Origin of the sequence: Streptomyces caelestis, assembly GCF_014205255.1 — a bacterium.
In the GTDB taxonomy this organism is placed as follows: domain Bacteria; phylum Actinomycetota; class Actinomycetes; order Streptomycetales; family Streptomycetaceae; genus Streptomyces; species Streptomyces caelestis.
On record NZ_JACHNE010000001.1, the window covers coordinates 6,980,596 to 7,005,142 of the forward strand.

The window sequence follows — 24,547 nt, forward strand, 5'->3', positions numbered from 1 at the left end:
GGAGGGAGTCGCACACGGGCTTCCTCGGCAGCACGATGAAGGCGATGCACCAGTGGCTCGTCGACAGCGGGCGGGAGTTTCTTGCGGGCCACCCCGAGGCCGGGATCAGAGAGTTCCTGGAACATTTCCGTGCGCAGGGTGAGGACGCGCTGTTCCTCCAGGCCCCCGATGATCGCCCCGGGCGTTATGTGATTCCACGGGGCCGTGCCGAGATCACTCTGTGGTTGGAGCGGATCATCCGCAGCGGCCGGATCGACATCGCGGACCCGGCCGCTGAAGCCCGGAAGATCGTCACATCGCCCGAAGCCATGGCCCTGCTGGCTGCCGACGATCAGGGGCGAATCCTGCTTCAGGCCGCTGAACTGCGCCGACGCGCCGCCCGGCTCAAGGAACTGCGTGCCGTCGTCGAGGATGGCAAGGCCACAGAGGCCGATGTGCAGCGGGCGCTGGACGGGCAGTACTGGATCTTCGGTGGGCGGTTCGTGGGCGAGGCGGCGCAGCGGCGCCTCGTGCCGGGCGACGAGGTGGACATCCCGTTGATACGTGGTGACGGAGCGCTCCATATCGTCGAACTCAAGCGCGTCATGAGTCTTAAGGGCCCCCTCGTGAAGCGGCATCGCAACGCATGGGTGCCGGCGGCGCAGGTGCACGAGGCCGTCGGCCAGGCTGTCAACTACCTCACTGGACTGGATGAGAACCGGGAACGGCTCCGTGCCGACTTCGGTATCGAGACCCGGCGCGCCAGCGCCCTCGTCCTGGTCGGGCACCCGGTACTGCACCCTGAGGTGCCGGAGGCGGAGATCAACGAGGCGCTGCGGACGTTCAATTCGCATCTCACCAGGGTCGAAGTGCTGACATACAAGGAACTCCTGGACAACGCCGAGCGCTCCCTCGCCGGCGATGGCCCGGTGTAGGGAGCGAAGCTGGCCGTCCGACGGCGCGAGGCTGGGCGCGACAGGACGTTCGCGCCGCCGGACGGGGTCTGCGGGAGGGGAGTGCGAGTGGGACCGCGGCGGGTGCGACGGAGCCATGAGCGGACTCCCCTCAGGTCGGGAAGCCGGTCCTGGCCCCTTCACCACCGCACTGGCTCACAACCGCCGCGGTCCGCGCCCTGCCCGCGTCCGTGCCGGAGCGACCGCCCCTCATCCGGGTCGCCCGGGCCGTCGGACGCGGTCAGGGAGTTCAGTCCTCGCGCAGGGCGCGGACCGCCACCTCCACGCGCCGCCCGTACTCGGGGCCGGCGGCGTGGAAGTTGCGCGAGGTTCTTCTCGATCACGTCGTCGCGGGAGACCTGTGCGAGGCCGCCGGCGATGTCCGCGACCAGGCGGGACTTCTCCTCCGCCTTCATCAGCCGGTACAGATGGCCGGCCTGGAAGACGTCGTCGTCCCTGGTGTGCGGAGGGGCCGCGTGGGTGCCCGTGTGGCCGGTCACCGCGAGCGCGGCCGACAGGGGGCGGCAGGTCTCCACCGGGCCGTCGCAGGAGTTCGGCTCGTGGTTCTTCGCGTGCCGGCCCTGGGCGTTGGACGCCATGAAGCCGTCCCGGCCGGGTCGGGATGATCGAAGTGTCAACAGTTTGTTGAAGCAATGGGCATGGTTGGGTCCGGGCGGCGCCGCCGCTCTGGGCGCGACAGGACAGTTGTCAGCGGAGGCGCCGCCCGGGGTGTGGGGGACCCCCGGGGTCATGAGGGTCTGCGAGGATCAGATACGCGCGCCGGACAGCCGCTCCACGGCCCGCAGCAGCGCCGAGTGGTCCAGGCCGCCGTCGCCCTGCGCGCGCAGGGACGCGACCAGCTGGGCGACCACGGCGCCGACGGGCAGGGCCGCTTTGACGTTGCGGGCGGCGTCCGTAACGATGCCCATGTCCTTGTGGTGCAGGTCGATCCGGAAGCCCGGCTTGAAGTCCCGGCGGAGGAAGTTGTCCTTCTTGCGGGTCAGCACGGTGGAGCCGGCGAGACCGCCGCCCAGCACGTCCAGGGCCGCTTTCAGGTCCACGCCGGACTTCTCCAGGAAGACCACGGCCTCGGCGCACGCCTGGATGTTCACGGCGACGATCAGCTGGTTGGCGGCCTTCACGGTCTGGCCGGAGCCGTGCGGGCCGCACAGGACGATGGTCTTGCCGAGCGCCTCGAAGATCGGCCGGGCCTGGTCGAAGTCGGCCTGCTCGCCGCCGACCATGATGGACAGCACGGCCTCGATCGCGCCGGCCTCGCCGCCGGACACAGGGGCGTCCAGGACGCGGACGCCCTTGTCCTTCGCCGCCTTCGCCAGGTCGACCGAGGTCTGCGGGGTGATCGAGGACATGTCGATCAGCAGGGCGCCGGACCTGGCGTTCTCCAGGATGCCGTCGGGACCGTAGGCGATGGTCTCGACCTGCGGCGAGGCCGGCACCATCGTGATGACGACGTCGGCGTCCCGTACGGCCTCGGCGATCGAGCCGGCAGGGGTGCCGCCGGCGGCGGCGAGGCGGTCCAGCTTCTCCCGCTCCAGGGTGAATCCGGTGACGTCGTAGCCCGCCTTGATCAGGTTCTCGGACATGGGGGAGCCCATGATGCCGAGGCCGATCCATGTGATCTTGGGAAGGGTGTTGCTCATGACGGGGGTGCCTTTCGGTACGGGGGTCAGCGGGGCAGCCAGTCGAAGGCCTCGGCGCTCGGGCGGTCGCCCGGCTTGTACTCGAGGCCGACCCAGCCGTCGTAGCCCGCCTTCTCCAGCCGGTCGAGGAGGTCTTCGAGGGGCAGCGAGCCCGTCCCGGGGGCGCCGCGGCCGGGGTTGTCGGCGATCTGCACGTGACCGGTCTTCGCGGCGTACCGCTCGATCACCTGCGGCAGGTCCTCGCCGTTCATGGACAGGTGGTAGAGGTCCATGAGGAAGCGGGCGTTGCCGAGCCCGGTCGCGTTGTTGACCTTGTCGACGACGCCGACGGCGGCCGGTGCCGACGCCAGCGGATACAACGGCGACTCGGGCTGGTTGAGCGCCTCGACCAGCAGGATCGCGCCGATCCGGTCGGCGGCCCGGGCCGCGAGCACCAGGTTCTCCAGCGCGAGCGCGTCCTGCTCGGCCGGGTCCACACCCTCGACGCGGTTGCCGTACAGGGCGTTGAGCGCCTTGCAGCCCAGGGAGGCGGCGAAGCCCGCGGCCACGTCGATGTTGGCGCGGAACCGCTCCGACTCCTCGCCCGGGACGGACAGGGCGCCACGGTCGGGGCCGGGCAGTCGACCGGCGTAGAAGTTCAGACCCGTGAGCCGGACGCCCGCGTCCTCGACTGCCTTCTTCAGTGCGTCGAGCTCCGACTGCTCAGGGGTGGGCGAGTCGACCCAGGGCCACCACAGCTCGACCGCCGTGAAGCCGGCCGCGGCGGCGGCCGCGGGACGCTCCAGGAGCGGGAGTTCCGTGAAGAGGATCGACAGGTTGACGTTGAAGCGCTGGTCTGCGAATCCCATCGGGCCGCGCTACCTTCCGCTGTATTTCGTATCGTGGAAGTTTGTTTCTGCTTACCGGAAGACTGCCGTCGGGTGTCCTGGCTTGTCAAGGGTTTCTCCGCCGTGACGAGACGGTCCTCGGGGTGCGGGCCGACAGGCCGGCAGGATCTTCGCCCCGTCGTGCGATGGGCCGGAGACCCTTCGGTGGGGCGGTCGTGGAGTGATTCGGCCGCTCCGGCCGACCGATGCCTTCGGACCAGACTCGTGGCCGTTGGGCTCGGCAGCCTGGATCACGGCGGAACCCGGTGTCAGACTCCGTCGCGATCAGAGCAACCGTCCTTCCCCGAGAGAAGGGGAACCGGCTTGGGCAACTCGACCGCACTGCACAGTGTGGCCGAACATCCCGTCATCGGAGCCGCTGTCACCCGGCGCACCAGTCTGGTCCTGCCACCCGGCTTTTCCCTGGCGGAGTGGAAACGCGTCGGAAAACACCTCTTCCTGAAAGCGGATTCCTCCTGCTGGTGGCACGGTGACTGGCTCGTGTGCGGCCAGGAAAGATATCCCGGCAAGTACCGCCAGGCGAGGGAAGAAACCGGTCTCGATTACAAGACCCTGCGCGAATACGCGTGGATCTCCAGGCGTTTTCCGGCCTCCGAACGGAATCCCAGACTCAGCTTCCAGCACGACGCCGAAGTGCCTCCCTGGCTCCCGAGGAACGCCGCAGATGGCTGGACCGCACCGCGCGGGAGGGCTGGTCCCGCAACCGGCTCCGGCACGAACTGCGCAAGGAACCGGCCGCCCCGTCCGACGTCCGCGAACACCCCCGCCAGGTGCGGCTCCAGTTGCGTACCACCGCGGAGCATGAGACCGCCTGGACCAAGGCCGCCGAGCGAGACGGCCTCGACCTGGCCGAATGGATCACCGCGAACCTCGACCGGGCAGCCGGACTCGACGACGCGGCGAAGCCCTGAGGGGCCCGGGCCCCGCCTCCGGCACCGCCGCCCGCGCGGGCCACGGCTGCTTTCGGTCATCCTCGGGAGGCGGCCGACGCCGTCCGGCCCCCTCCCGGCGGCAAGCTCCCCTGGTCGGCACGGACGGCGAATTCAATAAGGCTTGCCTTACCTTCGAGAAATTCAGTCACCGGTCTTGAACCGATCTCCTTGACGCGTCCGTAATTCCCCCGCCAGTCTTTGCCGAGCCACGCCCCGATCGCCGCGTCGCACCGCGAAACCGAGGCGCTTCCGCACGCCAGCGCGGCGCCACCTTCGGGTACTTCACCGTGAGCAAGGCAATGGGGGACCTGTTGACCTTCGTAATCGCCCAGCCCTGCGTCGACGTCAAGGACAAGGCGTGTCTGGACGTCTGTCCCGTCGACTGCATCTACGAGGGCTCGCGCACCCTGTACATCCACCCCGACGAATGCATCGACTGTTCGGCCTGTGAACCGGTCTGCCCGGTCGAGGCGATCCACCGCGACACCGAACTCCCCGAGGAGTGGCAGGTGTACGAGCGGGTGAACGCCGAGTTCTTCACCGCCACGACCGGCCTCGGCTCACCGGGCGGCGCCAAGGAGGTCGGCCCCGTCGCGGCCGACCACGAGCACATCACCGAACTGCCCCGGTCGGCCGCCCACGCCTGACGCGCCGACGAAACGGTTCCGCTCCGCACCACCGCACGGCACAACTGCCCACCTTTCTCTGACGGAAGGACAGTCCGTGACGCAGACGACCTGGAACCAGGAACCCCATCCGGCCCGGCTCGAGGAACGGCTCGACGACGACGTCGTGCGATGTCACCTCAGCCCCCGCAACTGCCGCATACGCCCCGGTCAGCACGGCTTCTGCATGGTGCGCGCCAACCGCGACGGACGCCTGGTCACCCTCAACTACGGGCGCTCGGTGCACGCCACCGAGGAGACCATCGAGACCGAGGCCGTCTTCCACTACGCGCCCGGCGCCCGCATCCTCTCCATGGGCAACGTCGGCTGCATGCTCAACTGCGACTACTGCCACAACTGGAAGACGTCCCAGGCGCGTTACGTCGAGGACAAGGACGTCTACCACTACACGCCCGAGGAAGTCGTCGACATCGCCCTCCGGCACGACATCAAGGTCATCTCCTGGACCTACAACGACCCGGTCGTGTGGCACGAGTTCGTCGTCGAGACCGCCGCCCTCGCCCAGGCCGCCGGCATCGTCAACCTCTACAAGTCCGCGTTCTTCATCAGCGGCGAGGCGATCGAGGAACTCATCCCCGTCATCGACATCTTCTCCGTGTCGATCAAGTCCCTCGACCCGAAGTACTACCGCAAGATCACCAAGGGCTGGCTGGAGCCGGTGCTGGAAGGCACCGAGCAGGTCTACCGGGCCGGAAAGCACGTCGAGGTCTCGACACTGATGGTCACCGACCTCAGCGACGACGAGAAGACGGCCCGCGACATGGCCACCTTCGTCGGTGAACGGCTGGACCCGTCGATCCCGACGCACTTCGTGCGGTTCCACCCCGACTACAAGATGACCGACACCATCCGCACGCCCGTGGACCGCCTGGAACGCGCCCGCAAGGTCGCCCTCGACATGGGCCTGAACCACGTCTACCTCGGCAACGTCTACGACACCGAGTCCACCAACACCTGGTGCCGCCAGTGCGGCCTGCTCCAGGTCACCCGGTACGGCCTGAACGCCGACCTGGTCGGGGTGGACGCCGACGGCGCCTGCGTGTCGTGCGGCACCCGCGCGCCCCTGAAGCTGCTGCCGGACGCCCGGCGCCGCAGCACGGTCCAGGAGCTGCCCGCCGGCGCCGGCCTCAACGTGGCGTCCTTCGACTGGCACGGTGACGTCCGCGCCCTCCACGTACAGATGCGCAACGAGTCCGACGCGCCCGCCACCGCGTACACCCGCCGCCACGGCGATCCCGCCGCGGACGGCAGCTGGGAGATCGTCGAGCTCAAGCCGCGGGAGAGCTTCCGCTACATCGCGGCCAAGAGCACCCCCGACGAGCTCGGCGTCCAGGTGGCCATCCCGGACCGGTGCACCTCCAGCCTCCACCAGGTCTTCGACCGGGCCCACTTCCCGACCGTGGAGGTGGCCGCCGGAACCCTGAACCAGGACGTGTCCCCGCTGCCCCTCTTCCAGCCCGGCACCCGCCGCTGAACCCCGTCCCGGTACCAGGGAGACAAAGGGGAGAACCGACATGAGGCACGGAACCGACTACCGTGTGCTGCCCTTCAGCGACGACACCTCCGCGGTGTTCCTCACCGACAACCACCGGCTGCTGCTGGCCCCGGCCGGCACCGCCGAGCGCCTGGAGTCCGGCGTCGACAGCCTGTTGCCCGCGGAGCGGCAGGCGTGGGAGCGCATGCGGCAGGCCGTCGGCGCGGACGAGGGTGTCAACCGCTCGCGGCTGCACGAGAGTTCACTGTCCGACGGGGCCGACTTCGCGGTCAACGTCAACCTCACCAACGTCTGCAACCTCGCCTGCACCTACTGTTTCGCGGAGGGCGGGGACTACGGCCGTATCACCGAGGCCATGGGCGAGCACTCGATCGCCTGGATCTTCGACTTCATCGAGCGCAACGCCGTGCCCGGACAACGCGTCCGGTTCGAGTTCTTCGGCGGCGAACCGCTGGCGAACTTCGCCGTGATCCGGAAGATCTGCGAGCGCGCCCGGACCGTCTCGCAGCGGGACGGCACCGAGTTCGTGCACCGCATCTCCACCAACCTCACGCTGATGCCGCAGGGCATCGAGGAGCTGTTCCGCGAGTACCGCTTCATCGTCTCGGTCTCCATCGACGGCGGTCGCGAGGTGCAGGACGCCAACCGGCCCTCCAAGAACGGCATGGGGTCCTACGACCGGATCATGCGCAACCTCTGGCGGCTGCGGGAGGCCTGCGGCGACGACATCACGCTGGTGGCGCGGATGACGATCGCCACGGGCGAGCCCAGCCTCAAGGACAGCGTGCACGACCTGTGGCAGCTGGACCTGTTCGACTACTTCCAGATCTATCCGGGCGTGTACCCGGTGGAGAAGGACACGAAGGTCCCCATCGCCCTCACCCTCGGCGACCGCAAGCTCTCCGAGCCGCAGGGCATCCAGTACATCAACCACTTCCTCCAGCCCGGCATCGTCGAGCAGTTCAAGGACTTTCTCCTCCACTACCCGTCCCTCTTCGCACCCGGCAACCGCTTCAAGGGCGTGCTGGAGTACGAGCGGACCGTGCAGATGGTCACCGAGGGGGCCACCGCCCTCGCCTTCTGCTCCGGAGGCCGGACGTACTACACGCACTCACCCGACGGCAGCATCAGCCCCTGCCACCGCCTCGTCGGCGACGAGAGCTTCGACGTCGGCACCGGCTCCGAGGGGATCACCCGGGAGCACCCCGAGTGGCGGCGCACCGTCGACGAACACCCCGTGTGCGGCGCGTGCTGGGCCCGCTACCTGTGCGGTGGCGGCTGCCGGCAGGAGAACCACGTGGCCTCCGGGGACGTCAACGTCCTCAACGACGAGTCGTGCCAGTACCAGCTGATGCTGGCCGAGGAGGTCATCAAGATGCTGGCCAGGTCCACGGCCGACTACCGGGCGCGCTCCCGGGACCGGTACGACGACCTGTTCGTCTCCTGCGGCCGCCCCGTGGTCCCCAACGACCGGCCCGCCCTGGACCAGCCCACCGGCTACGAGCCCTTCCGGGTGCTCTGCTGACGGTCCCCGTCCCGCCCGGTCACCCCTCCGCCTCCGTACGGCGAGCCTGACAAGGAGCAGCAGCCAGATGGCCGAGAAGATCGTTCGCCGCAACATCCACACCTACCCCTTCAAGTACCGCAAGCACGAGTACGAGGAGTACTTCCGGCCCGAGAACGCCGTGCTCTACCTGCACGTGCCGTTCTGCATCACCAAGTGCGGGTTCTGCGACTACACCGTCTACATCAACAAGAACGAGCAGCACTTCGCGCAGTACGTCGACGCCCTGGAGAAGGAGATCCGCGCCTTCGCCGCCAACCGGGTGTTCCCCGCCTTCCGCGTGGACGCCGTCTACTTCGGCGGCGGTACGCCCGGCATCCTCACCGGCGACCAGACGGCCCGGCTGCTCGACGTGTGCCGCGAGTCCTTCGAGTTCAACGAAGGGGCGGAGATCGCCCTGGAGTTCGACCCCTCGACGGTGGACGCGGCCAAGATCGAGCGCATGCGCGAGTCCGGCTTCAACCGGCTCAACCTGGGGATCCAGGCGTTCGACGACCGCCTGCTGGAGATCTGCAACCGTTCGCACGACCTGGCCACCGCCGAGCGGGCCTACCGGACCATCGTCGACGGCGGTTTCACCCACACCAACATCGACCTGATCTTCCCGCTGCCCGACCAGTCCCTGGACGACTGGAAGCACAGCGTGGACCGGGCGATCGAGCTGGAACCCGCCTGCATCACCGCCTACGGCCTGGAGATCTGGCCCAAGACCGCGTTCCACTCGCTGATCAAGTCCGGGAAGATGGCGTTGCCGACGCCCGAGGACGAAGCGCGCATGTACGAGTACGCCATCGACGCGCTGGAGGCGGCGGGGTTCAAGCGCCGCAGCTCGACCGGCTACTACCACCCCGACCGCTGCCAGGACTACTCGCGGTTCCTGGAGTACTACTGGCGCACCTGGCCGATGATCGGCTTCGGCGTGTCCTCGAAGAGCGTGATCCACGACCGGCTCTTCGTGAACGTCAAGCCGCTCAAGCAGTACTACGAGCTGGTGGAGGAAGGCAAGGTCCCGCTCGATTTCGCCACGTATCTCACCAAGGAGCAGGAGATGCGTCGGGTCATGATCCGTGGCCTGAAAATGTGCGAGATCTACCGCAGCGACTTCGAGAACCGGTTCGGAGTCACGATGGAGGACGTCTTCGGCAATGAACTGGAACAGCTTCTCGACAAGGGCTGGCTGGAAAAGCAGGGCGACGACGTGTATTCGCTGACCCGGGCCGGACAACTGCTGTCCACGAATGTCTACGAGATGTTCTACGCGCCGGAGGACCTGAGTCCAGCGGCCCCCGGTGAGGTACGCTTCGGAATATCCGAACTCGTCGAATGACCTGACCGACGGGTGTGCCGCGAGGAGGCGGGGGGATTGGCGCAAACTCGTTTATCGGGGACCGGGGGGAACGGCGTGGAACAGCGGGGGAGCGGACGGTGAGCGTGATCCCGGCCTGGAGTGCGGGTCTCGGACTCGGTTTCCTCGTCGCCCTGCCGCTCGGTCCCATCGGACTGCTGTGTGTGCGCAGTGTTCTGCGCAACGGCTTTCTGTGCGGATTCGCCATCGGCCTCGGCGCGGCGGCCATCGACGTGCTGTACGCCGGCCTGGGCCTGGCGGGGGTCGGCAAGCTGCTGGACATCCCGGTGCTGCGGACCGCTCTCGGGCTCGCCGGTGCCGTGGTCATGGCGTATCTGGGCTTCCGTTCGGTGCGTTCGGCCTTCCGGGCCAGGAGTGCGGTCGTCGACGCTGAGGGCGAGACGGTGCAGCCGTGGGAGGCGTTCCGTACGGCTCTCACGGCGACGGCGGCCAACCCGGCGACGATCGGCTACTGGGCGGCGGCCTTCGCCGCCGCCACGGCGGCGAACGTCACCGACACCCTCGCGGACTCGCTGGCCATGCTCGTCGGCGTCGGCTCCGGCACGCTGCTGTGGTTCACCACCCTCAGCACCGGGGCCGTGCTGTTCCGCCGCTACTTCACCTCCCGGATGCTCCAGGGCGTGGACCTCCTGGCGGGCCTGGGCGTCATCTTCTTCGGCGGCGTCCTCGCGTACCAGGCCATCGCCTGACGCGGCGGTGTACGGCGGTCCGGAGCTGTTCGGTTCCACCCGGGCTTGTCGGTGTCGGCGACGCGGCCGGGTACGGCCCGAATACGACCCCCGAGTCCGGCCGGGTCCGGTGTCGCCCTGCCGGCCCGCCCGCCGCTGGGGCGGCCTCGCCGCTGCACCGTCGGTCGCCTCGCTGCTCGAACGCCGCCGGTCGCGTCGCTGCTCCAATCCCGGCGGCCTTCCGCGCTCCACCCCCCGGCTGCCCCCGGCGCTCCGTCGTCGGGGGCCCTGCCGCTCCACCCGGAGGCTCCGGTGCTCCATCGTCGGCGGCCCTACTGTCCGATCCGAACGGCTCGCCGTCCCACCTCGGCGGCCGCTCTGTTCCACAGCCCCGGCCGCCGTCCCGCCCCCGCTCCGCAGCCGGGCCGCTGGGAGAGTGTTTTCTGACCGGCTGGGACAGTTTTTTTCACGCGTCGCCAATGGCCTGTTTCTTATGCGCACCGGACCCGTCAGCAGTGTGCACAGGAACGTGTCCACCCTCGTCGCCGGATTCGGCGGATTGACCTCAACCGATCGCACCGCCACCTTGCAGGACCTGCACTGCCTTTTCGGCGAGGTCCCGGAGTTGCCCGAAGGCCTGGGGGAATCGGGTTCCCGCGTTGATGCGTCGCTCTGTCATGCCGACCAATTCTCGGTGTTCCCCGGTGGGTAATACAGCGGCCTTTCTCGGTCGTCCCCGAGGTGGAGGACGATGGAGAACAAGGAGCGTGAATGCGAATGTGCCGGTCCGCCCCGGCGTCGGCTAGGGTCGCACAGGTCACGACGGTTCTGGGGGCAGCATGCGACTGAGAGTGGAGTTCACGACCGAGCCCTTCGACCTCGACGAGGCACCCGCGCACGCGCTGGTCGCCCGCGAGGTCGTGGAGGCCGCCGAACTGGACGCCGTGGACGTCGGCCCGTTCGGCAACACCGCCGAGGGTGGTGCCGACGCGGTGCTCACCGCCGTGGACGCCCTGCTCCGCAAAACCCTGGAGGCGGGCGCCACCCGGGTCTCGCTCCAGGTCAACGTGATCGAGGAGGGCGAGGCATGAGCGGCGCCGGGGACGAGCCGTTCATCGCGGCCGTGAAACCCCTGGTCGACGCCATGGGCGGCGAGATGATCCCGCCGGACGAGGCCGGCCCCGACGACGTCGTCCTGTCCTGGGAGGGCCGCGACGCCGTCGCCGTACGGCTGCCGCAGCTCGCCGACTCCCTCGATCACATCCTCGCCGCCATGGAGCGCCGCAAGGGCATGCCGCTGGCCGACCTCGACCGCAAGGCCAAGCAGGAGGTCGTACGGACACTCGAGGCGCGTGGCGCCTTCTCCGTACGGCACGGAGTGGAGACCGTGGCGAGTGCCCTGGGCGTCAGCCGCTTCACCGTCTACAACTACCTCAACCGCGAGAAGGGGACCTGACGGACCGGGCTCAGGGCCCGCGGGCTCGCGCCCTGACCAGGCCCGTGTCCGGCTTCGCCGCCTCGCCGGGTTTCGTCACACGGAATTTTCAACAAACTGTTGACGTGCTGTCGGGGGAGGGCGTTAGCTATCGGCACGCCCGTCCAGCACGAAGGCCGTACCCGGCCACGGAGGCTCCCGTGACGTCCACTTCCACGCCGCCGGGCCTGGCCCGGTTCAACGCCCTCGAGGAGCACGCGGCCTTCACCGCGCTCCACGAGGCGTGCGCTTCCACGGCGTGGGTGAAGCGGCTGCTCGCCGCCCGCCCCTACGCCACCCCCGAGGCCCTGTACGCCGCGAGCGACGCCGCCATGGCGGAGCTGACGGCAGACGATCTCGCGGAGGCGATGGCCGGTCACCCGCCCATCGGCCGCCCGAGACCCGGCGACCCCACCTCGGCCCGGGAGCAGCGCGGCATGGCCGGCGCCTCCGAGGCGCTCAAGGCGGAGATGCTGGAGCTGAACCTCGCCTACCAGGAGAAGTTCGGCCACGTCTTCCTGATCTGCGCCACCGGCCGGACCGGCGAGCAGATGCGCGACGCGGTCAGGGAACGGATCGGCAACACGCCGGAGCGGGAGCGGGAGATCGTCCGCACCGAACTGGGGAAGATCAACCGCATCCGCCTGGCCCGACTCGTCGAAGAGGACTGACAGCAGCATGAGCGCCTCCGCCACCGCGTCCGTGTCCACGCACATCCTGGACACCAGCGCCGGCCGCCCCGCCGAGGGCGTCGCCGTCCAGCTCTCCGTCCGCAGCGGGCGCGCGGCCAGCTGGCAGGCGCTCGGCGGCTCCGCGACCGACGCGGACGGCCGGTGCAAGGACCTCCCGGCCCTGCCGGAGGGGACCACCCACGTACGGCTCGACTTCGCCGTCGAGCCGTACTTCGAGAAGAAGTTCGCGCACGACGCGAAAAGCCAAGCCGATGCGCAGCAGGACGCCCCCGCGAATCGGGACAGCGGTGCCGGTGTGTTCTTCCCGGAGGTGGCGATCACGTTCGCCGTCGTACCGGGCGAGCACTACCACGTACCGCTGCTGCTCAACCCGTTCGGCTACTCCGTATACCGAGGGAGCTAGCTACTCATGCCCACCATTCTGGGACAGAACCAGTACGGCAAGGCCGAGAACCGAGTCGTCAAGATCACGCGGGACGGCGCCACCCACCACATCAAGGACCTGAACGTCTCGGTGTCGCTGAGCGGCGACATGGAGGAGGTCCACTACTCCGGCTCGAACACCAACGTGCTGCCGACCGACACCACCAAGAACACGGTGTACGCGTTCGCCAAGGAGTACGGCATCGAGTCGGCCGAGCAGTTCGGCATCCACCTCGCCCGCCACTTCGTCACCAGCCAGGAGCCGATCCACCGGGCCCGGATCCGCATCGAGGAATACGCCTGGGAGCGCATCGAGGCCTCCGGCGCCGACTCGCAGTCGACCGGCGCCGACGAGGTCAAGCACTCCTTCGTCCGCAAGGGCCAGGAGGTCCGGCTGACCCAGATCACCTACGACGGCTCGTCGTGGGAGGTGATCTCGGGCCTGAAGGACCTCGTCGTGATGAACTCGACCAACTCCGAGTTCTGGGGCTACGTCAAGGACAAGTACACGACGCTGAAGGAGGCCCACGACCGCATCCTGGCCACCCAGGTCTCCGGCCGCTGGCGGTTCAACTGGACCGACGACGACCAGCGCATGCCCCACTGGGAGAAGTCCTACGAGCAGACCAGGAAGCACATGCTCCAGGCCTTCGCCGAGACGTACTCGCTCTCGCTCCAGCAGACGCTGTACCAGATGGGCGCGCGGATCATCGACAACCGCGGCGAGATCGACGAGGTCCGCTTCTCCCTCCCGAACAAGCACCACTTCCTGGTCGACCTGGAGCCGTTCGGGCTGAAGAACGACACCGCCGACGGTGCCGTGTACTACGCCGCCGACCGCCCCTACGGCCTGATCGAGGCGACGATCCTGCGGGACGGCTGCGAGGCGAGGATCCCCGTGGACCTCACCAACCTCTGACGTTCCCTCTTTCGGCACCCGTGGCCGGGGAACCCTTCTCCTCGGCCTCGGCACTCAAACCCCCAGGGTCCTGCCGTGCCCCCTCCATCTCAGCGCAAAGGACGAACCATGGCAGCAGCCCAGCGCATCGTCATCGAGAACTGTGCCATCGCGACCGTCGACGCCGACGACACCGAGTACGCCTCCGGGCACGTCGTCCTCGCCGGCAACCGCATCGAGTCGGTCGGCGCGGGCAAGGCCCCCGAGGGCCTGGAGAACGTCGTACGCCGTATCGACGCCTCCGGGCACCTCGTCACCCCCGGACTGATCAACACCCACCACCACTTCTACCAGTGGATCACCCGGGGCCTGGCCACGGACCACAACCTCTTCGACTGGCTGGTCGCGCTGTATCCCGTCTGGGCGCGCATCGACGAGCCGATGGTGCGCGCGGCCGCCCAGGGCTCGCTCGCGATGATGGCCCGCGGCGGCGTCACCACCGCCATGGACCACCACTACGTCTTCCCGCACGGCTCCGGCGACCTGTCCGGCGCGATCATCGGCGCCGCCCGCGACATGGGCGTCCGCTTCACCCTCGCCCGCGGCTCCATGGACCGCGGCGAGAAGGACGGCGGCCTGCCCCCGGACTTCGCCGTCGAGACCCTCGACGGGGCACTGGCCGCCACCGAGGAGACCGTCCGGCAGCACCACGACTCCTCCTTCGACGCCATGACCCAGGTCGCCGTCGCGCCCTGCTCACCCTTCTCCGTCTCCACCGAACTGATGCGGGACGGCGCCCAGTCGGCCCGCCGCCTCGGCGTACGGCTCCACACCCACGGCTCGGAGACGGTGGAGGAGGAGAAGTTCTGCCACGAACTGTTCGGCATGGGCCCGACCGACTACTTCGAGTCCACCGGCTGGCTCGGCGAGGACGTGTGGATGGCGCACTGCGTCCACATGAACGACTCCGACATCGCCGCCTTCGCCCGCACGAGGACCGGCGTCGCGCACTGCCCGTCGTCCAACGCCCGCCTCGCGGCCGGTATCGCCCGCGTCCCCGACATGCTGGCGGCCGGCGTCCCGGTCGGCCTCGGCGTCGACGGCACCGCGTCCAACGAGTCCGGCGAACTCCACACCGAGCTGCGCAACGCCCTCCTCATCAACCGCCTCGGCGCGCACAGGGAGGCAGCCCTGAACGCCCGCCAGGCGCTGCGTCTCGGCACGTACGGCGGCGCCCAGGTGCTGGGCCGGGCGGCGGAGACCGGCTCCCTGGAGCCGGGCAAGCTCGCCGACCTCGTGCTGTGGAAGCTGGACACGCTCGCCCACGCCTCCATCGCCGACCCGGTGACCGCCCTGGTCTTCGGCGCGGCGGCCCCGGTCACCGCCTCCTTCGTGGACGGCCGGCAGATCGTCGAGGACGGGCGGCTGCTCACGGCCGACGAGGACGCCATCGCCCGCTCCACGCGGGACGAGGCCCGGCGGCTGGCGAGGATCGCCGCGCAGGGCTGAACACCCGGATGACTCCGGCCGGGAGGGACGGCTCCCGGCCGGTGGCCGCGGACCCGAGCGGGGTCCACGGCGGTCGTCTCCGGGGCGCGCGTGTACGCGTGCGCCCCGGAACGGCCACCCCGTCCACGCATGTCCGGTCCCGCACGACCACTCGCACCACCTCCCTGACACCCACGGCAGCCATATGGCGCAGCCGTGTAACCGACCGGAGGGAAGCCGCCGTGGCCGACCACCCCGTTGACGAAAAACTCCCCGCGCCCAAGATGGCGACGACCGGCCTCCAGCATGTGGCCGCCATGTACGCGGGAGTCGTCGCCCCACCTCTGATCGTCGGCGCGGCCATCGGCCTGACCGCCACCGACCTGACCTTCCTCACGGGCGCCTGCCTGTTCACAGCGGGCCTCGCCACGCTCCTCCAGACCCTCGGGATCTGGAAGATCGGCGCCCGGCTGCCGTTCGTCAACGGCGTCACCTTCGCCGGTGTCGCCCCGATGACCGCGATCGTCGCCTCCACCGAGGACAAGTCCGACGCCCTGCCGATCATCTTCGGCGCGGTCATCGTCGCCGGACTCCTCGGCTTCATAGCCGCCCCCGTCTTCTGCAAGGCGGTCCGCTTCTTCCCGCCGGTGGTGACGGGCACCGTCATCACCCTGATCGGCATCTCCCTGCTCCCGGTCGCCTTCGGCTGGGCGCAGGGCCCGAACCCGGCGGCGCACGACTACGGTTCGGCCACCAACCTCGGGCTGGCCGCCGGCACTCTCGTCATCGTCCTGCTGCTGCGGCGCTTCACCCGGGGCTTCGTCAAACAGATCGCGGTGCTGCTCGGTCTGGTCGCGGGCACGCTGATCGCGATCCCGTTCGGTGCCACGGACTTCGGCCCGGTCGCGGACGCGGCGGTCATCGGCTTCCCGACCCCGTTCCACTTCGGTGCCCCGCAGTTCCAGCTCGCCGCGATCCTCTCCCTGTGCGTGGTGATGGTGGTGTCGATGACCGAGTCGACCGCCGACATGCTGGCGCTGGGTGAGATCGTCGACCGCCCGGCCGACGAGAAGACCATCGCGGCCGGCCTGCGCGCCGACACCCTCGGCTCGGCGATCAGCCCGCTGTTCAACGGCTTCATGTGCAGCGCCTTCGCGCAGAACATCGGCCTGGTGGCGATGACGAAGATCCGCAGCCGCTATGTCGTCGCGGTCGGCGGCGGATTCCTGGTGCTGATGGGCCTGTGCCCGATGGCCGCCTCGCTGATCGCCGTCGTACCGCGCCCGGTGCTCGGCGGGGCGGGCGTGGTCCTGTTCGGCTCGGTCGCGGCCAGCGGCATCCAGACCCTGGTCCGGGCCGGCCTGGACAAGGACAACAACGTCCTGATCGTGGCCGTCTCCCTGGCCGTCGGCATCATCCCGATCACGGCGCCGGAGTTCTACCACGCCTTCCCGGAGACGGCGCGGATCGTCCTGGACTCGGGCATCTCGACGGGCTGCGTGGCGGCGGTCCTGCTGAACCTGGTCTTCAACCATCTGGGCCCGCGCGACCGGGACGCCCACGACGTGACCCACCCGATGGAGGCGGGCGAGGAGATCACGGGCGTCACCCGGACCCCGGCAGCACCGTGAGATCGGCGGCTGCGTGACGACCAGCGGCTGCCTCTGCACCCGGGTCGGGTCGAGGGGCGCCGGGGACACCCGGGTTTCGTCGAGGGCCGTCGGGGAGGGGACCGTGACCTCCGGCCCCATGACGTCCCGCCAGACGGCCGGACCCGCGCCCGCGTCGGCGTCCGCGCCCAGCCGCTGCCGGCACCACGCGATGATCTCCGCCAGGCCGGCCCGCTCCTCCGGGACGGCGGCCGGACACCGGGCCATCAGCGGACGGAGCTGCTCGGGCAGCGCGGGCAGGTCGGGTTCGTCGTGCACGATCCGGTACAGCACGCGACCGCCGGGGCCGGACGAGAGACGGGCGCGAAGACGGCGCACAGCCCTGATCACGGCCACGGCCGTGGCGGCGGGGGTGCTGGTGCTGACCGGCCTGGCCTGGACGGTCGCGGACGCGGGGAACAGATTCCGCGACTGGGTGGCGGGCGCACCGTCGACGCCCGGCCCCGGAAGTCCGCGCAGGAGTCGTCGACGGGATCGCCGTCGGCATCCGTCCCGGCCGCGTCCAGGTCACCGCAGGTCATCACGCAGGCCCCCCTGCTGCTGAACGCGGAGAGTTCGCTGAGCTTCGAGAAGCCGCTCCGGCGCGACGACCGCAAGGGAGACATCCGCTTCGACTGCGAGAGCACGAGCTGTGCGCTGGAGAGTGACACCAGCGTCTTCGTCCAGATGTTCACCGACGAGGCAGTTTCCCTCGACGAGTGCCGGTTCCTGCTCGGCGGTGCCGAACGCCACCGCTGGCCGCTGGCCTCGGTAGCGGCCGGCAGTCAGATCTGCGTCAAGCACCCCTCCGGCGACATCGCCCTGCTCGTGGTCCAGACGAAGTCGACCGCACTGCCGGAGCTCGCCTTCCTCATGGTGGACATGACCGTCTGGAAGAAGGCGGTCTAGAGTCCGAACAGGCCCGGGTCCGACGCCAGCTTCCTCAAGTGCTCCTGGGGGTCCGCGACCAGCTTGCGGGCCTTCAGGTCCAGCAGGCCGCTGACCGCCGTGATCTCGGCCGCCACCGTGCCGTCGGTCTTGCGGACCGTCTGCTCGATGCGGAAGGTCCTGCCCTCGCCCCAGGCGAACGCGCAGGTCACCTCGACCTCGTCGCCCGCGAGCAGTTCCCGCTTGTAGCGGATGGTCGTCTCCAGGGCGACCGGGCCCACGCCGCTGGCTATGAGGGCGGCCTGACTGATGCCCGCGGCCTGCAGTAACGACCACCGGGCGTGTTCCGCGTAGTTCACGTACACGCTCTGGTTCAGGTGACCCTGCACGTCGGTCTCGTAACCGCGGACGGTCACCGGGACGGAAAACGGCTCGCTCATGGACTTCCCTTCTGGCACCGGACACTCGTGGCGTGCGCAACGATGCCCTGATCTTGGCATGCTCATCGCGCCCGGCGCGGTGAGGCCAGGAGATAGCGGGTTCCGGTGCGTGGCTCGCGGTGCTCGCTCGCCTGCCAGCCTGCCCCTTCCAGGGTGGCCGCGCAGGCCCGCAGCGCCTCGCCGTCCGGCTCGTACACGGCGACGGCCTCCGGCTGCGGGGTCTCCCGCACCCGGTAGCCCCCGTCGTCCTGCCCGGCCGGGCGGTGTCCGGCCGCCTCCAGCGCGAGTGCGGCGGCTTGCACGAGATGCGTGCGCTCCCAGCCGCACGGCCGCTCCACCGCACCGTCCGGGTTGGTCATCCGGCGCAGCTCCAGCAGTCCCTGCCAGGCGCTGTGCACCTCACGGCGCCGGGCGGGCCCGGTCTCCGGCGCCCCCTCCTCGCCGCCGACGCGGGCGGCGAACACACCGGCGGTGGCGGGGGCCTCGGCGGCGGGCACGGGGACCTGGGTGACGCCCTGCCGTACCCGGTGGCCCTCCGGCGTCAGAAAGTGATCGTGCGGCGGCCGGGGGTGCCGGAAGGCGAGCCCCCGCTTCACCAGCGCCGCGAGCTGTGCCTCCGTACCCCGCAGCCGGCCGGTCACCGGGTCGGCGGCGTCGATGACCCGCCGCTGCGCGGCGGTCGGCGGTCGGGTCACGGCGCGCTCCTCTCCGGCACAGGCCACGGGGCACTCGCCCCACCTGCTCGAAGGCTACGACCTGCCACTGACAATCGCGCCTACTGCCGGTACCCGCCGAGGAACCGCCCGATCCGCCCGATCGCCGCCTCCAGGTCGTCCGCGTGCGGCAGGGTCAGGATGCGGAAGTGATCCGGGGCCGGCCAGTTGAAGCCCGTGCCCTGCACCACCTGGATCTTCTCCCGCAGCAGCAGGTCCAGGACGAACTTCTCGTCGTCGTGGATCCTGTGCACCTTGGGGTCGAGACGCGGGAACGCGTACAACGCCCCCTTCGGCTTCACGCACGTCACGCCGGGGATCTCGTTGAGCTTCTGCCAGGCCACGTCGCGCTGTTCGCGCAGGCGGCCGCCCGGCAGGGTGAGGTCGCGGATGGACTGCCGGCCGCCGAGCGCGGCCTGGATGGCGTACTGGGCGGGCGCGTTGGCGCACAGCCGCATGGAGGCCAGCATCGTGAGGCCCTCCAGGTAGTCCTTCGCGTGCTGCCTCGGACCCGTGACCACCAGCCAGCCGGAGCGGAAGCCCGCCACGCGGTACGTCTTCGACAGGCCGCAGAAGGTGAGCACCACCAGGTCGGGGGCGAGCGCGGCGGCCGAGTGGTGCACGGCGTCGTCGTAGAGGATCTGGTCGTAGATCTCGTCGGCGAACACCATCAGGCCGTGCCGCCGGGCGAGGTCGAGGATGCCCTCGACGATCTCCTTCGGGTAGACGGCGCCGGTGGGGTTGTTGGGGTTGATGATGACCACGGCCTTCGTGCGGTCCGTGATCTTCGAGGCCATGTCGTCCAGGTCCGGGTACCAGTCGGCCTGCTCGTCGCAGAGGTAGTGGACCGCCTTGCCGCCCGCGAGGGTCGTCACGGCCGTCCAGAGGGGGAAGTCCGGGGCGGGGATGAGGATCTCGTCGCCGTCCTCGATCAGTGCCTGGACCGCCATCGACACCAGTTCGGACACGCCGTTGCCGAGGAAGACGTCGTCGACACCGACCTCCAGGCCCAGTGTCTGGTAGCGCTGGGCGACCGCGCGGCGGGCGGGGAGGATGCCGCGCGAGTCGGTGTAGCCGTGCGCCTGCGGCAGCATCCGGATCATGTCCTGGAGGATCTCCTCCGGCGCCTCGAACCCGAAGAGCGCGGGGTTGCCGGTGTTCAGGCGCAGCACGCTGTGACCGGCCTCCTCCAGCGCGTTGGCGTGCTCTATCACCGGGCCGCGGATCTCGTAACAGACCTCGCTCAGCTTGCTCGACTGCCGGAACTCCATGCGCGCTTCCCCTCGCCGACTTGTGTTGCTTGGTTTTACCAAGTAGCAGCTTGGAAAGTCCAACAACTTGTCTAGACTGCGTCGCATGCCACCTCGCCGAAGCTACGACCAGTACTGTTCCGCCGCCCGCGCCCTCGACGTCGTCGGCGACCGCTGGACCCTGCTGATCGTCCGGGAGCTCCTCGCCGGTCCCCGCCGCTACACCGACCTGCACGCGGACCTGCCCGGCGTCAGCACGGACGTACTCGCCTCCCGGCTCAGGGACATGGAGCGCGACGGCCTCGCCACCCGCCGCCGGCTGCCCCCGCCCGGCGCGGCCTCTGTGTACGAACTCACCGGCCGAGGACGGGAGTTGCTGCCCGTGCTCCAGGCGCTGGGGGAGTGGGGGCAGGCGGAACTCGGGGAGCGGCGGCCGACGGACGCGGTGCGGGCGCACTGGTTCGCCCTGCCGCTGCTGCGCCTGCTGGACGGGGAGGGGCTCGTCGAAGTCCGCCTGGAGGAAGGGCTGTTCCACCTGCACGCCGGTGCCGAGGAGGGGCTCGTGTACGGCGACGGGCCCGCCCCCGGGGAGCCGGACGCCCGGCTGGTCCTGGACACCGGCACGTGTACGGCGCTCAGCCGGGGGGAACTGAGCCTGGCCCGGGCCGTGCGGGAGGGCCGGGTGGAGGTGAGCGGCGAGGGCACGCTCGCCAAGGCACTGCGCGAGGCGTGAAAGAAGGCCCGCGATCAGCGGGCCTTCTGAAACACGGTCAGGCGCTCGGTGGCACTCGTGACGGTCGGCCCGCGCCGCGCGTCAGCGCGTACCCGGCGATGCCCGCCAGCGCCGCCAGCACGCCACCCATCCCGGTCCACACCCACCGGTCCGACCACCAGCCGGACGCCCAGCCGTCCTCCGGTTCGAGGCCGGCCAGCACCGCCGCGTTCTCCCGCTGATCCTCGGACGTCGTCGCGATGCCCGGCACCAGAGGCTCGGACAGCGAGCCGTCCACCGCCACCGCGCCGCCCATGTCCTGGGAGTCGGCCCGGACTTCGGTGCCGACCGGGAGACCCAGGTCGGCGGTGGCGACGCCGGTCGCCGTCAGCCGGATGTAGTAGGTGCCGGGCAGCGGGTCGTTCGCCCACGGCTCCGACCAGGCGCGGACCGTGCGCAGCACGCAGGTCAGCTCCACGGAGGAGGCGTCCGCCGTCGCGGTGCGCGTCTGCGCCCCGTACTGGCAGGCCTGGCGGCGGCGCAGGCCGTCGTACACGTCGATCTGCCAGGTCTGCGCGGTGTGGGTGTCCGGCAGCTTCACCGTCGCCCTGACCGTGGGGCGCTGCCCGGTGTCGGCGGGGAACGACCAGTACAGGTAGTCGCCCGTGGAGCCGCTCGCCGTGGCCTGCTGCCCCTGCTCGATCTCCGTGGCCGTACGGAAGGAGGTGCCCGCCCGGGTGGGTGCCGCCGACGAGTCCTGCGACGGACTCGGCGAGGCGTCCGCCGCGGCCGGAGCGGACGCCAGTCCGAGGGTCAGCAGCGCGGCGCTCAACGCACGTACCGTTCGCATCAGTTGGTCCTCCAGACCGCGACCCGCCAGCGCGAGAGCCAGCCCCAGACGAGACCGGCGAGGAAGCCGGTGAGAATCAGCGCGCCGAGCAGCCACCAGCCGCGGCCGAGGCCGAAGGAGGCCACGTCGCCCGCCTGGCTCGGACCGTCCACGACGTCGACGGTCAGCTCCAGCGGCAGCCCGGGCGTGGTCTTCACCCCGGAGGCCGCCGAGAAGGAGTGGGTGACCGCCAGGCACACCCGCTCCGCGGCCGGCTTGTCGCCGTCGGTGTCGTCACGCTCGGGCTCGGGGTATCTGAGCCCCGTCGAGATCACATCCGTACGGCCGTTGCCCGCCGCCTCGCCGCGCACGATCTCCCGGCCGTGCGCCGTGACCGCCCGCAGCAGTACCCCGTAGCCGGGGTTCACGGCCCGGTCGGCCGCCACGCTCACCGAGGCCCGCAGCTCCTGGCCCGGCAGCACGTCCACCCGGTACCAGCGCTGCTGCCCGAACTCCTCCCGGTCCGTGTACAGCCCGGACTTCAGCGCCGGTGCCCCGGTGCACTCGGTGGCGCCCTCCACCGGCACCGGCGTCACCACCGGATCGGCCGCCCGGTCCACCAACTCGTTGACCCGGTCGGTGAGTTCGTCCTGGTGCTCCACGGAGGTGTAGGTGCCGCCGGTGGCCTCGGCGATGCAGCTGAGCTGCCGGCTCAGCTTGGCGGTCGGCACCAGGCCCAGCGTGTCGATGGTCAGGCCGATGCCCTTGGCGGCGATCTCGCGGGCGACCTCGCACGGGTCGAGCGGGGCGCAGGTGTCCTCGCCGTCGCTGATCAGCACGATGCGCTTGGAGCCGTCGCCGCCGTCCAGGTCGTCGGCCGCCTTCAGCAGGGCCGGGCCGATCGGCGTCCAGCCGGTCGGGGTGAGCGTGGCGACGGCCGCCTTGGCCTCGGTGCGGTCCAGCGGGCCGACCGGGTAGAGCTGCGCGGTGTCCTTGCAGCCCGTCTTGCGGTCGTCGCCGGGGTAGTCGGCGCCCAGGGTACGGATGCCGAGTTCGACCTCCTCGGGCGTCGCGTCCAGCACCTCGTTGAACGCCTGCTTCGCGGCGGCCATCCGCGACTGTCCGTCGATGTCCCGGGCCCGCATCGAACCGCTCACGTCGAGGACGAGGTCGACCTTGGGGGCGTCCTGGCCCGTGGGTTCACCGGCGACCGCTCCGGCCGGGAAGGCGAGCCCGGCCGTCAACGCGGCGAGCAGGGCACAGACCGCTGCCACCGGCCGTTTTCTTGTGATCATCGGCGGATCTTATTGATCACCGGGGCGGTGTTCCAAAACGGGGTTCAGGCAAGCGGGTTGGGCAGTTCCGCCCACTGGTCCCCGGCCGTCTGCGGCGACAGCCGCATCAGCGTCAGCGCCTTGGTGGGCAGCGGGTCCGCGCGCAGCGCCGCGAGGTCCGGGGTGCGGGGCAGATCCCGTACGGCCGTCCGCAGCGCCTCCGTGAGCGCCGGCCCCGACCCTGCCGTGCCGGCCAGCGCTCCCGCCACCAGCGAGCCGAACAGCTTGCGCCGCAGCGTGCGTTCGTCGTCCGTGACCATACGGGCGGGCAGGCCGGGCACCGTGATGCCGTGCCGGGCGAGACGGGCGGGGCTGACGCGGATGTCGGCCAGGTCGCGGTAGACCAGCCGCAGCGGATCGCCCGCCGGCGACAGGATCACCAGGAGGTTCTGGCCGTGCGCCTCCAGGGCCACGCCCAGCTCCAGCAGCCGCAGGCCGACGGTGAGGGCGAGGCGCGCGAATCCGGCCAGCCAGGCGGGGGAGCGGGGGAGTTCGGTGGTGGCGAGCGCCGCCACCGGCAGGACCCGTTCGCCGCCCGTCGCATAGGCCTCCGGCGGCTCCCGCAGGACGGCCGCGAAGTCGGGGGAGCCGGCCGCCGCCGCGCCCAGGGTGCGGGTCACGTGCAGCAGGCCGTCGGTGTGCGCCGCCGGCGTCTCGGCGAACTCCGACAGCACCGCGGACGCGGCGACCGAGGGCAGCGAGATGTCCCGCACCGACGACGTCAGCCGGGCACTGAGCGAGGTCTTGACGTGCGGCCCGCCGGGCAGCGCGAGCGTCCGCAGCGCCATCAGGGGATGCCCGGCGCGCCGCTCCTCGCACACCCGCTTCAGCACGTGCGCCGCCTGCCACGGGTGCACCGGCAGCACCACCCGCTCCCCGTCCCGCAGCTCCCGCGGCCACACGCCCGTCACCAGGCACTCCTCCGCCCGCACCGGCACCAGCCCCAGCTCCACCACCGGCCGGTGCTCGGGCCCGTAGGCGAGCTGCTCGGCCACCGAGAAACCGGGCCGGGACCGGCAGGTGGGGTGGAACGGATGCCCGTCGACGATCCGCTGCTCCCACTCCCAGTCGCTCCCCGGCCACGCGTCCGTGGCGCGGCCCTCCTGCCCCGCCCTCGACAGCGCCAACGAGGCGACGCTGTGCCCGAGTTCGGCGGCGAAGGACGCGGAGTGCGGTACGGCGAGGTCCGTCACCAGCCGGGCCGGATCGTCGTACTCCGCCTCGTCGAGCCGTACGACCGTGACGTACGCGCCGGTCGCGTACGGATCCGGCCGCGGGCCGTGCAGTCGGCGCCCGTCGGACAGGCACAGGGTCAGCCCGTCCCGGCCCTGCTCGCGGCGGGTGACCCAGGGCAGCGGATCGTGGGCGAGACCGCGCCACAGACGGGACAGCACGGCCGCCCGGGCACCGGGCAGTTCGGCCTCGTACCGCGGCAGGAGACCGGGCCGTACGACGGCCAGTTCGTCGGTGACCTCGGCCTCGGCGGTGGGGGAACGGTGCACGGGCGGGCTCCTCGGGTACGAATAGGGCGTCACGGCGGGATGACGACGACACGCATACTGATCA

24 protein-coding genes and 2 pseudogenes are annotated in these 24,547 nt (G+C 70.4%); 17 read left to right on the top strand and 9 right to left on the bottom strand.

The window, feature by feature from the left end; all coding sequences use genetic code 11:
- Positions 1-44 precede the first annotated feature (44 nt).
- A complete protein-coding gene (locus tag HDA41_RS31830) occupies positions 45-914 on the top strand; it encodes a Shedu anti-phage system protein SduA domain-containing protein (RefSeq protein ID WP_230299538.1) in 870 nt (289 codons plus the stop codon).
- A gap of 268 nt (positions 915-1,182) precedes the next feature.
- Here the strand turns inward: HDA41_RS31830 and HDA41_RS31835 are convergent.
- From HDA41_RS31835 to HDA41_RS31845, 3 genes and pseudogenes are all read right to left on the bottom strand, one after another.
- Positions 1,183-1,546 (bottom strand): annotated as a pseudogene (locus tag HDA41_RS31835) (catalase-related domain-containing protein); the annotation flags it as partial.
- A 153-nt stretch (positions 1,547-1,699) separates the two neighbouring features.
- Complete coding sequence (locus HDA41_RS31840) at positions 1,700-2,593, bottom strand: 2-hydroxy-3-oxopropionate reductase (protein WP_184990088.1); 894 nt, start codon at positions 2,591-2,593, stop codon at positions 1,700-1,702.
- A 26-nt stretch (positions 2,594-2,619) separates the two neighbouring features.
- Positions 2,620-3,441: a TIM barrel protein gene (locus HDA41_RS31845; protein WP_184990090.1), complete on the bottom strand. Its 822-nt coding sequence runs from the start codon at positions 3,439-3,441 to the stop codon at positions 2,620-2,622.
- 369 nt (positions 3,442-3,810) lie between these two features.
- Between HDA41_RS31845 and HDA41_RS41700 the strand changes: the two are divergent.
- From HDA41_RS41700 to HDA41_RS31915, 15 genes and pseudogenes are all read left to right on the top strand, one after another.
- Positions 3,811-4,092: pseudogene (locus HDA41_RS41700) on the top strand (LmbU family transcriptional regulator); the annotation flags it as partial.
- Positions 4,093-4,262: 170 nt separating this feature from the next.
- Positions 4,263-4,391: a hypothetical protein gene (locus HDA41_RS41705; RefSeq protein ID WP_260423775.1), complete on the top strand. Its 129-nt coding sequence runs from the start codon at positions 4,263-4,265 to the stop codon at positions 4,389-4,391.
- A 332-nt stretch (positions 4,392-4,723) separates the two neighbouring features.
- Entirely contained in the window at positions 4,724-5,059 is a 336-nt protein-coding gene (gene fdxA, locus HDA41_RS31855; RefSeq protein WP_184990092.1) for a ferredoxin, read from the top strand.
- Between the two features lie 76 nt (positions 5,060-5,135).
- Positions 5,136-6,572 (top strand): AmmeMemoRadiSam system radical SAM enzyme, encoded by a 1,437-nt coding sequence (amrS, locus tag HDA41_RS31860; RefSeq protein WP_184990094.1) that lies wholly within the window; start codon positions 5,136-5,138, stop codon positions 6,570-6,572.
- Between the two features lie 40 nt (positions 6,573-6,612).
- Positions 6,613-8,118: a radical SAM/SPASM domain-containing protein gene (locus tag HDA41_RS31865; protein WP_184990101.1), complete on the top strand. Its 1,506-nt coding sequence runs from the start codon at positions 6,613-6,615 to the stop codon at positions 8,116-8,118.
- Between the two features lie 67 nt (positions 8,119-8,185).
- Entirely contained in the window at positions 8,186-9,484 is a 1,299-nt protein-coding gene (gene hemW, locus HDA41_RS31870; RefSeq protein WP_184990109.1) for a radical SAM family heme chaperone HemW, read from the top strand.
- 98 nt (positions 9,485-9,582) lie between these two features.
- Positions 9,583-10,212: a LysE/ArgO family amino acid transporter gene (locus HDA41_RS31875; protein ID WP_184990111.1), complete on the top strand. Its 630-nt coding sequence runs from the start codon at positions 9,583-9,585 to the stop codon at positions 10,210-10,212.
- Positions 10,213-11,030: 818 nt separating this feature from the next.
- Positions 11,031-11,282: a YkoF family thiamine-binding protein gene (locus tag HDA41_RS31880; protein ID WP_184990113.1), complete on the top strand. Its 252-nt coding sequence runs from the start codon at positions 11,031-11,033 to the stop codon at positions 11,280-11,282.
- Entirely contained in the window at positions 11,279-11,647 is a 369-nt protein-coding gene (locus HDA41_RS31885; protein WP_184990115.1) for a helix-turn-helix domain-containing protein, read from the top strand. Before HDA41_RS31880 ends, HDA41_RS31885 begins: the two co-directional genes overlap by 4 nt.
- 179 nt (positions 11,648-11,826) lie before the next feature.
- Complete coding sequence (gene uraD / locus HDA41_RS31890) at positions 11,827-12,336, top strand: 2-oxo-4-hydroxy-4-carboxy-5-ureidoimidazoline decarboxylase (RefSeq protein ID WP_184990117.1); 510 nt, start codon at positions 11,827-11,829, stop codon at positions 12,334-12,336.
- 7 nt (positions 12,337-12,343) lie between these two features.
- Positions 12,344-12,760, top strand: a complete 417-nt coding sequence (uraH, locus tag HDA41_RS31895; protein ID WP_184990126.1) for a hydroxyisourate hydrolase — start codon at positions 12,344-12,346, stop codon at positions 12,758-12,760.
- A 6-nt stretch (positions 12,761-12,766) separates the two neighbouring features.
- Positions 12,767-13,699, top strand: a complete 933-nt coding sequence (pucL, locus tag HDA41_RS31900; RefSeq protein WP_184990128.1) for a factor-independent urate hydroxylase — start codon at positions 12,767-12,769, stop codon at positions 13,697-13,699.
- A gap of 108 nt (positions 13,700-13,807) precedes the next feature.
- Entirely contained in the window at positions 13,808-15,187 is a 1,380-nt protein-coding gene (locus tag HDA41_RS31905; protein WP_184990130.1) for an 8-oxoguanine deaminase, read from the top strand.
- A gap of 221 nt (positions 15,188-15,408) precedes the next feature.
- The gene (locus HDA41_RS31910; RefSeq protein ID WP_184990132.1) at positions 15,409-16,797 is read left to right on the top strand and encodes a nucleobase:cation symporter-2 family protein; all 1,389 of its coding nucleotides are present in this window, start codon (positions 15,409-15,411) and stop codon (positions 16,795-16,797) included.
- A gap of 291 nt (positions 16,798-17,088) precedes the next feature.
- A complete protein-coding gene (locus HDA41_RS31915; protein WP_184990134.1) occupies positions 17,089-17,724 on the top strand; it encodes a hypothetical protein in 636 nt (211 codons plus the stop codon).
- Here the strand turns inward: HDA41_RS31915 and HDA41_RS31920 are convergent.
- The 3 genes from HDA41_RS31920 to HDA41_RS31930 form a co-directional block, all read right to left on the bottom strand.
- Entirely contained in the window at positions 17,721-18,143 is a 423-nt protein-coding gene (locus HDA41_RS31920) for an acyl-CoA thioesterase (protein WP_184990135.1), read from the bottom strand. The two genes, HDA41_RS31915 and HDA41_RS31920, sit on opposite strands and share 4 nt — an antisense overlap.
- 62 nt (positions 18,144-18,205) lie before the next feature.
- Positions 18,206-18,838 carry a hypothetical protein gene (locus HDA41_RS31925; RefSeq protein WP_184990137.1) on the bottom strand — a complete coding sequence of 211 codons (633 nt, stop codon included), beginning with the start codon at positions 18,836-18,838 and terminating at the stop codon, positions 18,206-18,208.
- Positions 18,839-18,918: 80 nt separating this feature from the next.
- Positions 18,919-20,127: a pyridoxal phosphate-dependent aminotransferase gene (locus tag HDA41_RS31930; RefSeq protein ID WP_184990139.1), complete on the bottom strand. Its 1,209-nt coding sequence runs from the start codon at positions 20,125-20,127 to the stop codon at positions 18,919-18,921.
- 85 nt (positions 20,128-20,212) lie between these two features.
- Here HDA41_RS31930 and HDA41_RS31935 point away from each other — a divergent pair, with 85 nt between their 5' ends.
- Entirely contained in the window at positions 20,213-20,839 is a 627-nt protein-coding gene (locus tag HDA41_RS31935; protein WP_184990141.1) for a winged helix-turn-helix transcriptional regulator, read from the top strand.
- Positions 20,840-20,876: 37 nt separating this feature from the next.
- Here HDA41_RS31935 and HDA41_RS31940 read toward each other — a convergent pair whose 3' ends face one another.
- The 3 genes from HDA41_RS31940 to HDA41_RS31950 are packed head-to-tail and all read right to left on the bottom strand — an operon-like array spanning position 20,877 to position 24,483.
- Positions 20,877-21,668, bottom strand: coding sequence for a hypothetical protein (locus tag HDA41_RS31940; RefSeq protein ID WP_184990143.1), 792 nt, complete (start codon positions 21,666-21,668; stop codon positions 20,877-20,879).
- A complete protein-coding gene (locus tag HDA41_RS31945) occupies positions 21,668-22,942 on the bottom strand; it encodes a VWA domain-containing protein (RefSeq protein WP_184990145.1) in 1,275 nt (424 codons plus the stop codon). Before HDA41_RS31945 ends, HDA41_RS31940 begins: the two co-directional genes overlap by 1 nt.
- A 44-nt stretch (positions 22,943-22,986) precedes the next feature.
- Positions 22,987-24,483, bottom strand: coding sequence for an IucA/IucC family protein (locus HDA41_RS31950; RefSeq protein ID WP_184990147.1), 1,497 nt, complete (start codon positions 24,481-24,483; stop codon positions 22,987-22,989).
- Between the last annotated feature and the right edge of the window lie 64 nt (positions 24,484-24,547).

Coding starts and splice junctions, on each gene's coding strand:
- HDA41_RS31830 (WP_230299538.1), top strand. CDS start 45: ATGCACCAGTGGCTCGTCGACAGCGGGCGGGAGTTTCTTGCGGGCCAC.
- HDA41_RS31840 (WP_184990088.1), bottom strand. CDS start 2,593: ATGAGCAACACCCTTCCCAAGATCACATGGATCGGCCTCGGCATCATG.
- HDA41_RS31845 (WP_184990090.1), bottom strand. CDS start 3,441: ATGGGATTCGCAGACCAGCGCTTCAACGTCAACCTGTCGATCCTCTTC.
- HDA41_RS31865 (WP_184990101.1), top strand. CDS start 6,613: ATGAGGCACGGAACCGACTACCGTGTGCTGCCCTTCAGCGACGACACC.
- hemW (WP_184990109.1), top strand. CDS start 8,186: ATGGCCGAGAAGATCGTTCGCCGCAACATCCACACCTACCCCTTCAAG.
- HDA41_RS31880 (WP_184990113.1), top strand. CDS start 11,031: ATGCGACTGAGAGTGGAGTTCACGACCGAGCCCTTCGACCTCGACGAG.
- HDA41_RS31885 (WP_184990115.1), top strand. CDS start 11,279: ATGAGCGGCGCCGGGGACGAGCCGTTCATCGCGGCCGTGAAACCCCTG.
- uraH (WP_184990126.1), top strand. CDS start 12,344: ATGAGCGCCTCCGCCACCGCGTCCGTGTCCACGCACATCCTGGACACC.
- pucL (WP_184990128.1), top strand. CDS start 12,767: ATGCCCACCATTCTGGGACAGAACCAGTACGGCAAGGCCGAGAACCGA.
- HDA41_RS31905 (WP_184990130.1), top strand. CDS start 13,808: ATGGCAGCAGCCCAGCGCATCGTCATCGAGAACTGTGCCATCGCGACC.
- HDA41_RS31920 (WP_184990135.1), bottom strand. CDS start 18,143: ATGAGCGAGCCGTTTTCCGTCCCGGTGACCGTCCGCGGTTACGAGACC.
- HDA41_RS31930 (WP_184990139.1), bottom strand. CDS start 20,127: ATGGAGTTCCGGCAGTCGAGCAAGCTGAGCGAGGTCTGTTACGAGATC.
- HDA41_RS31935 (WP_184990141.1), top strand. CDS start 20,213: ATGCCACCTCGCCGAAGCTACGACCAGTACTGTTCCGCCGCCCGCGCC.
- HDA41_RS31940 (WP_184990143.1), bottom strand. CDS start 21,668: ATGCGAACGGTACGTGCGTTGAGCGCCGCGCTGCTGACCCTCGGACTG.
- HDA41_RS31945 (WP_184990145.1), bottom strand. CDS start 22,942: ATGATCACAAGAAAACGGCCGGTGGCAGCGGTCTGTGCCCTGCTCGCC.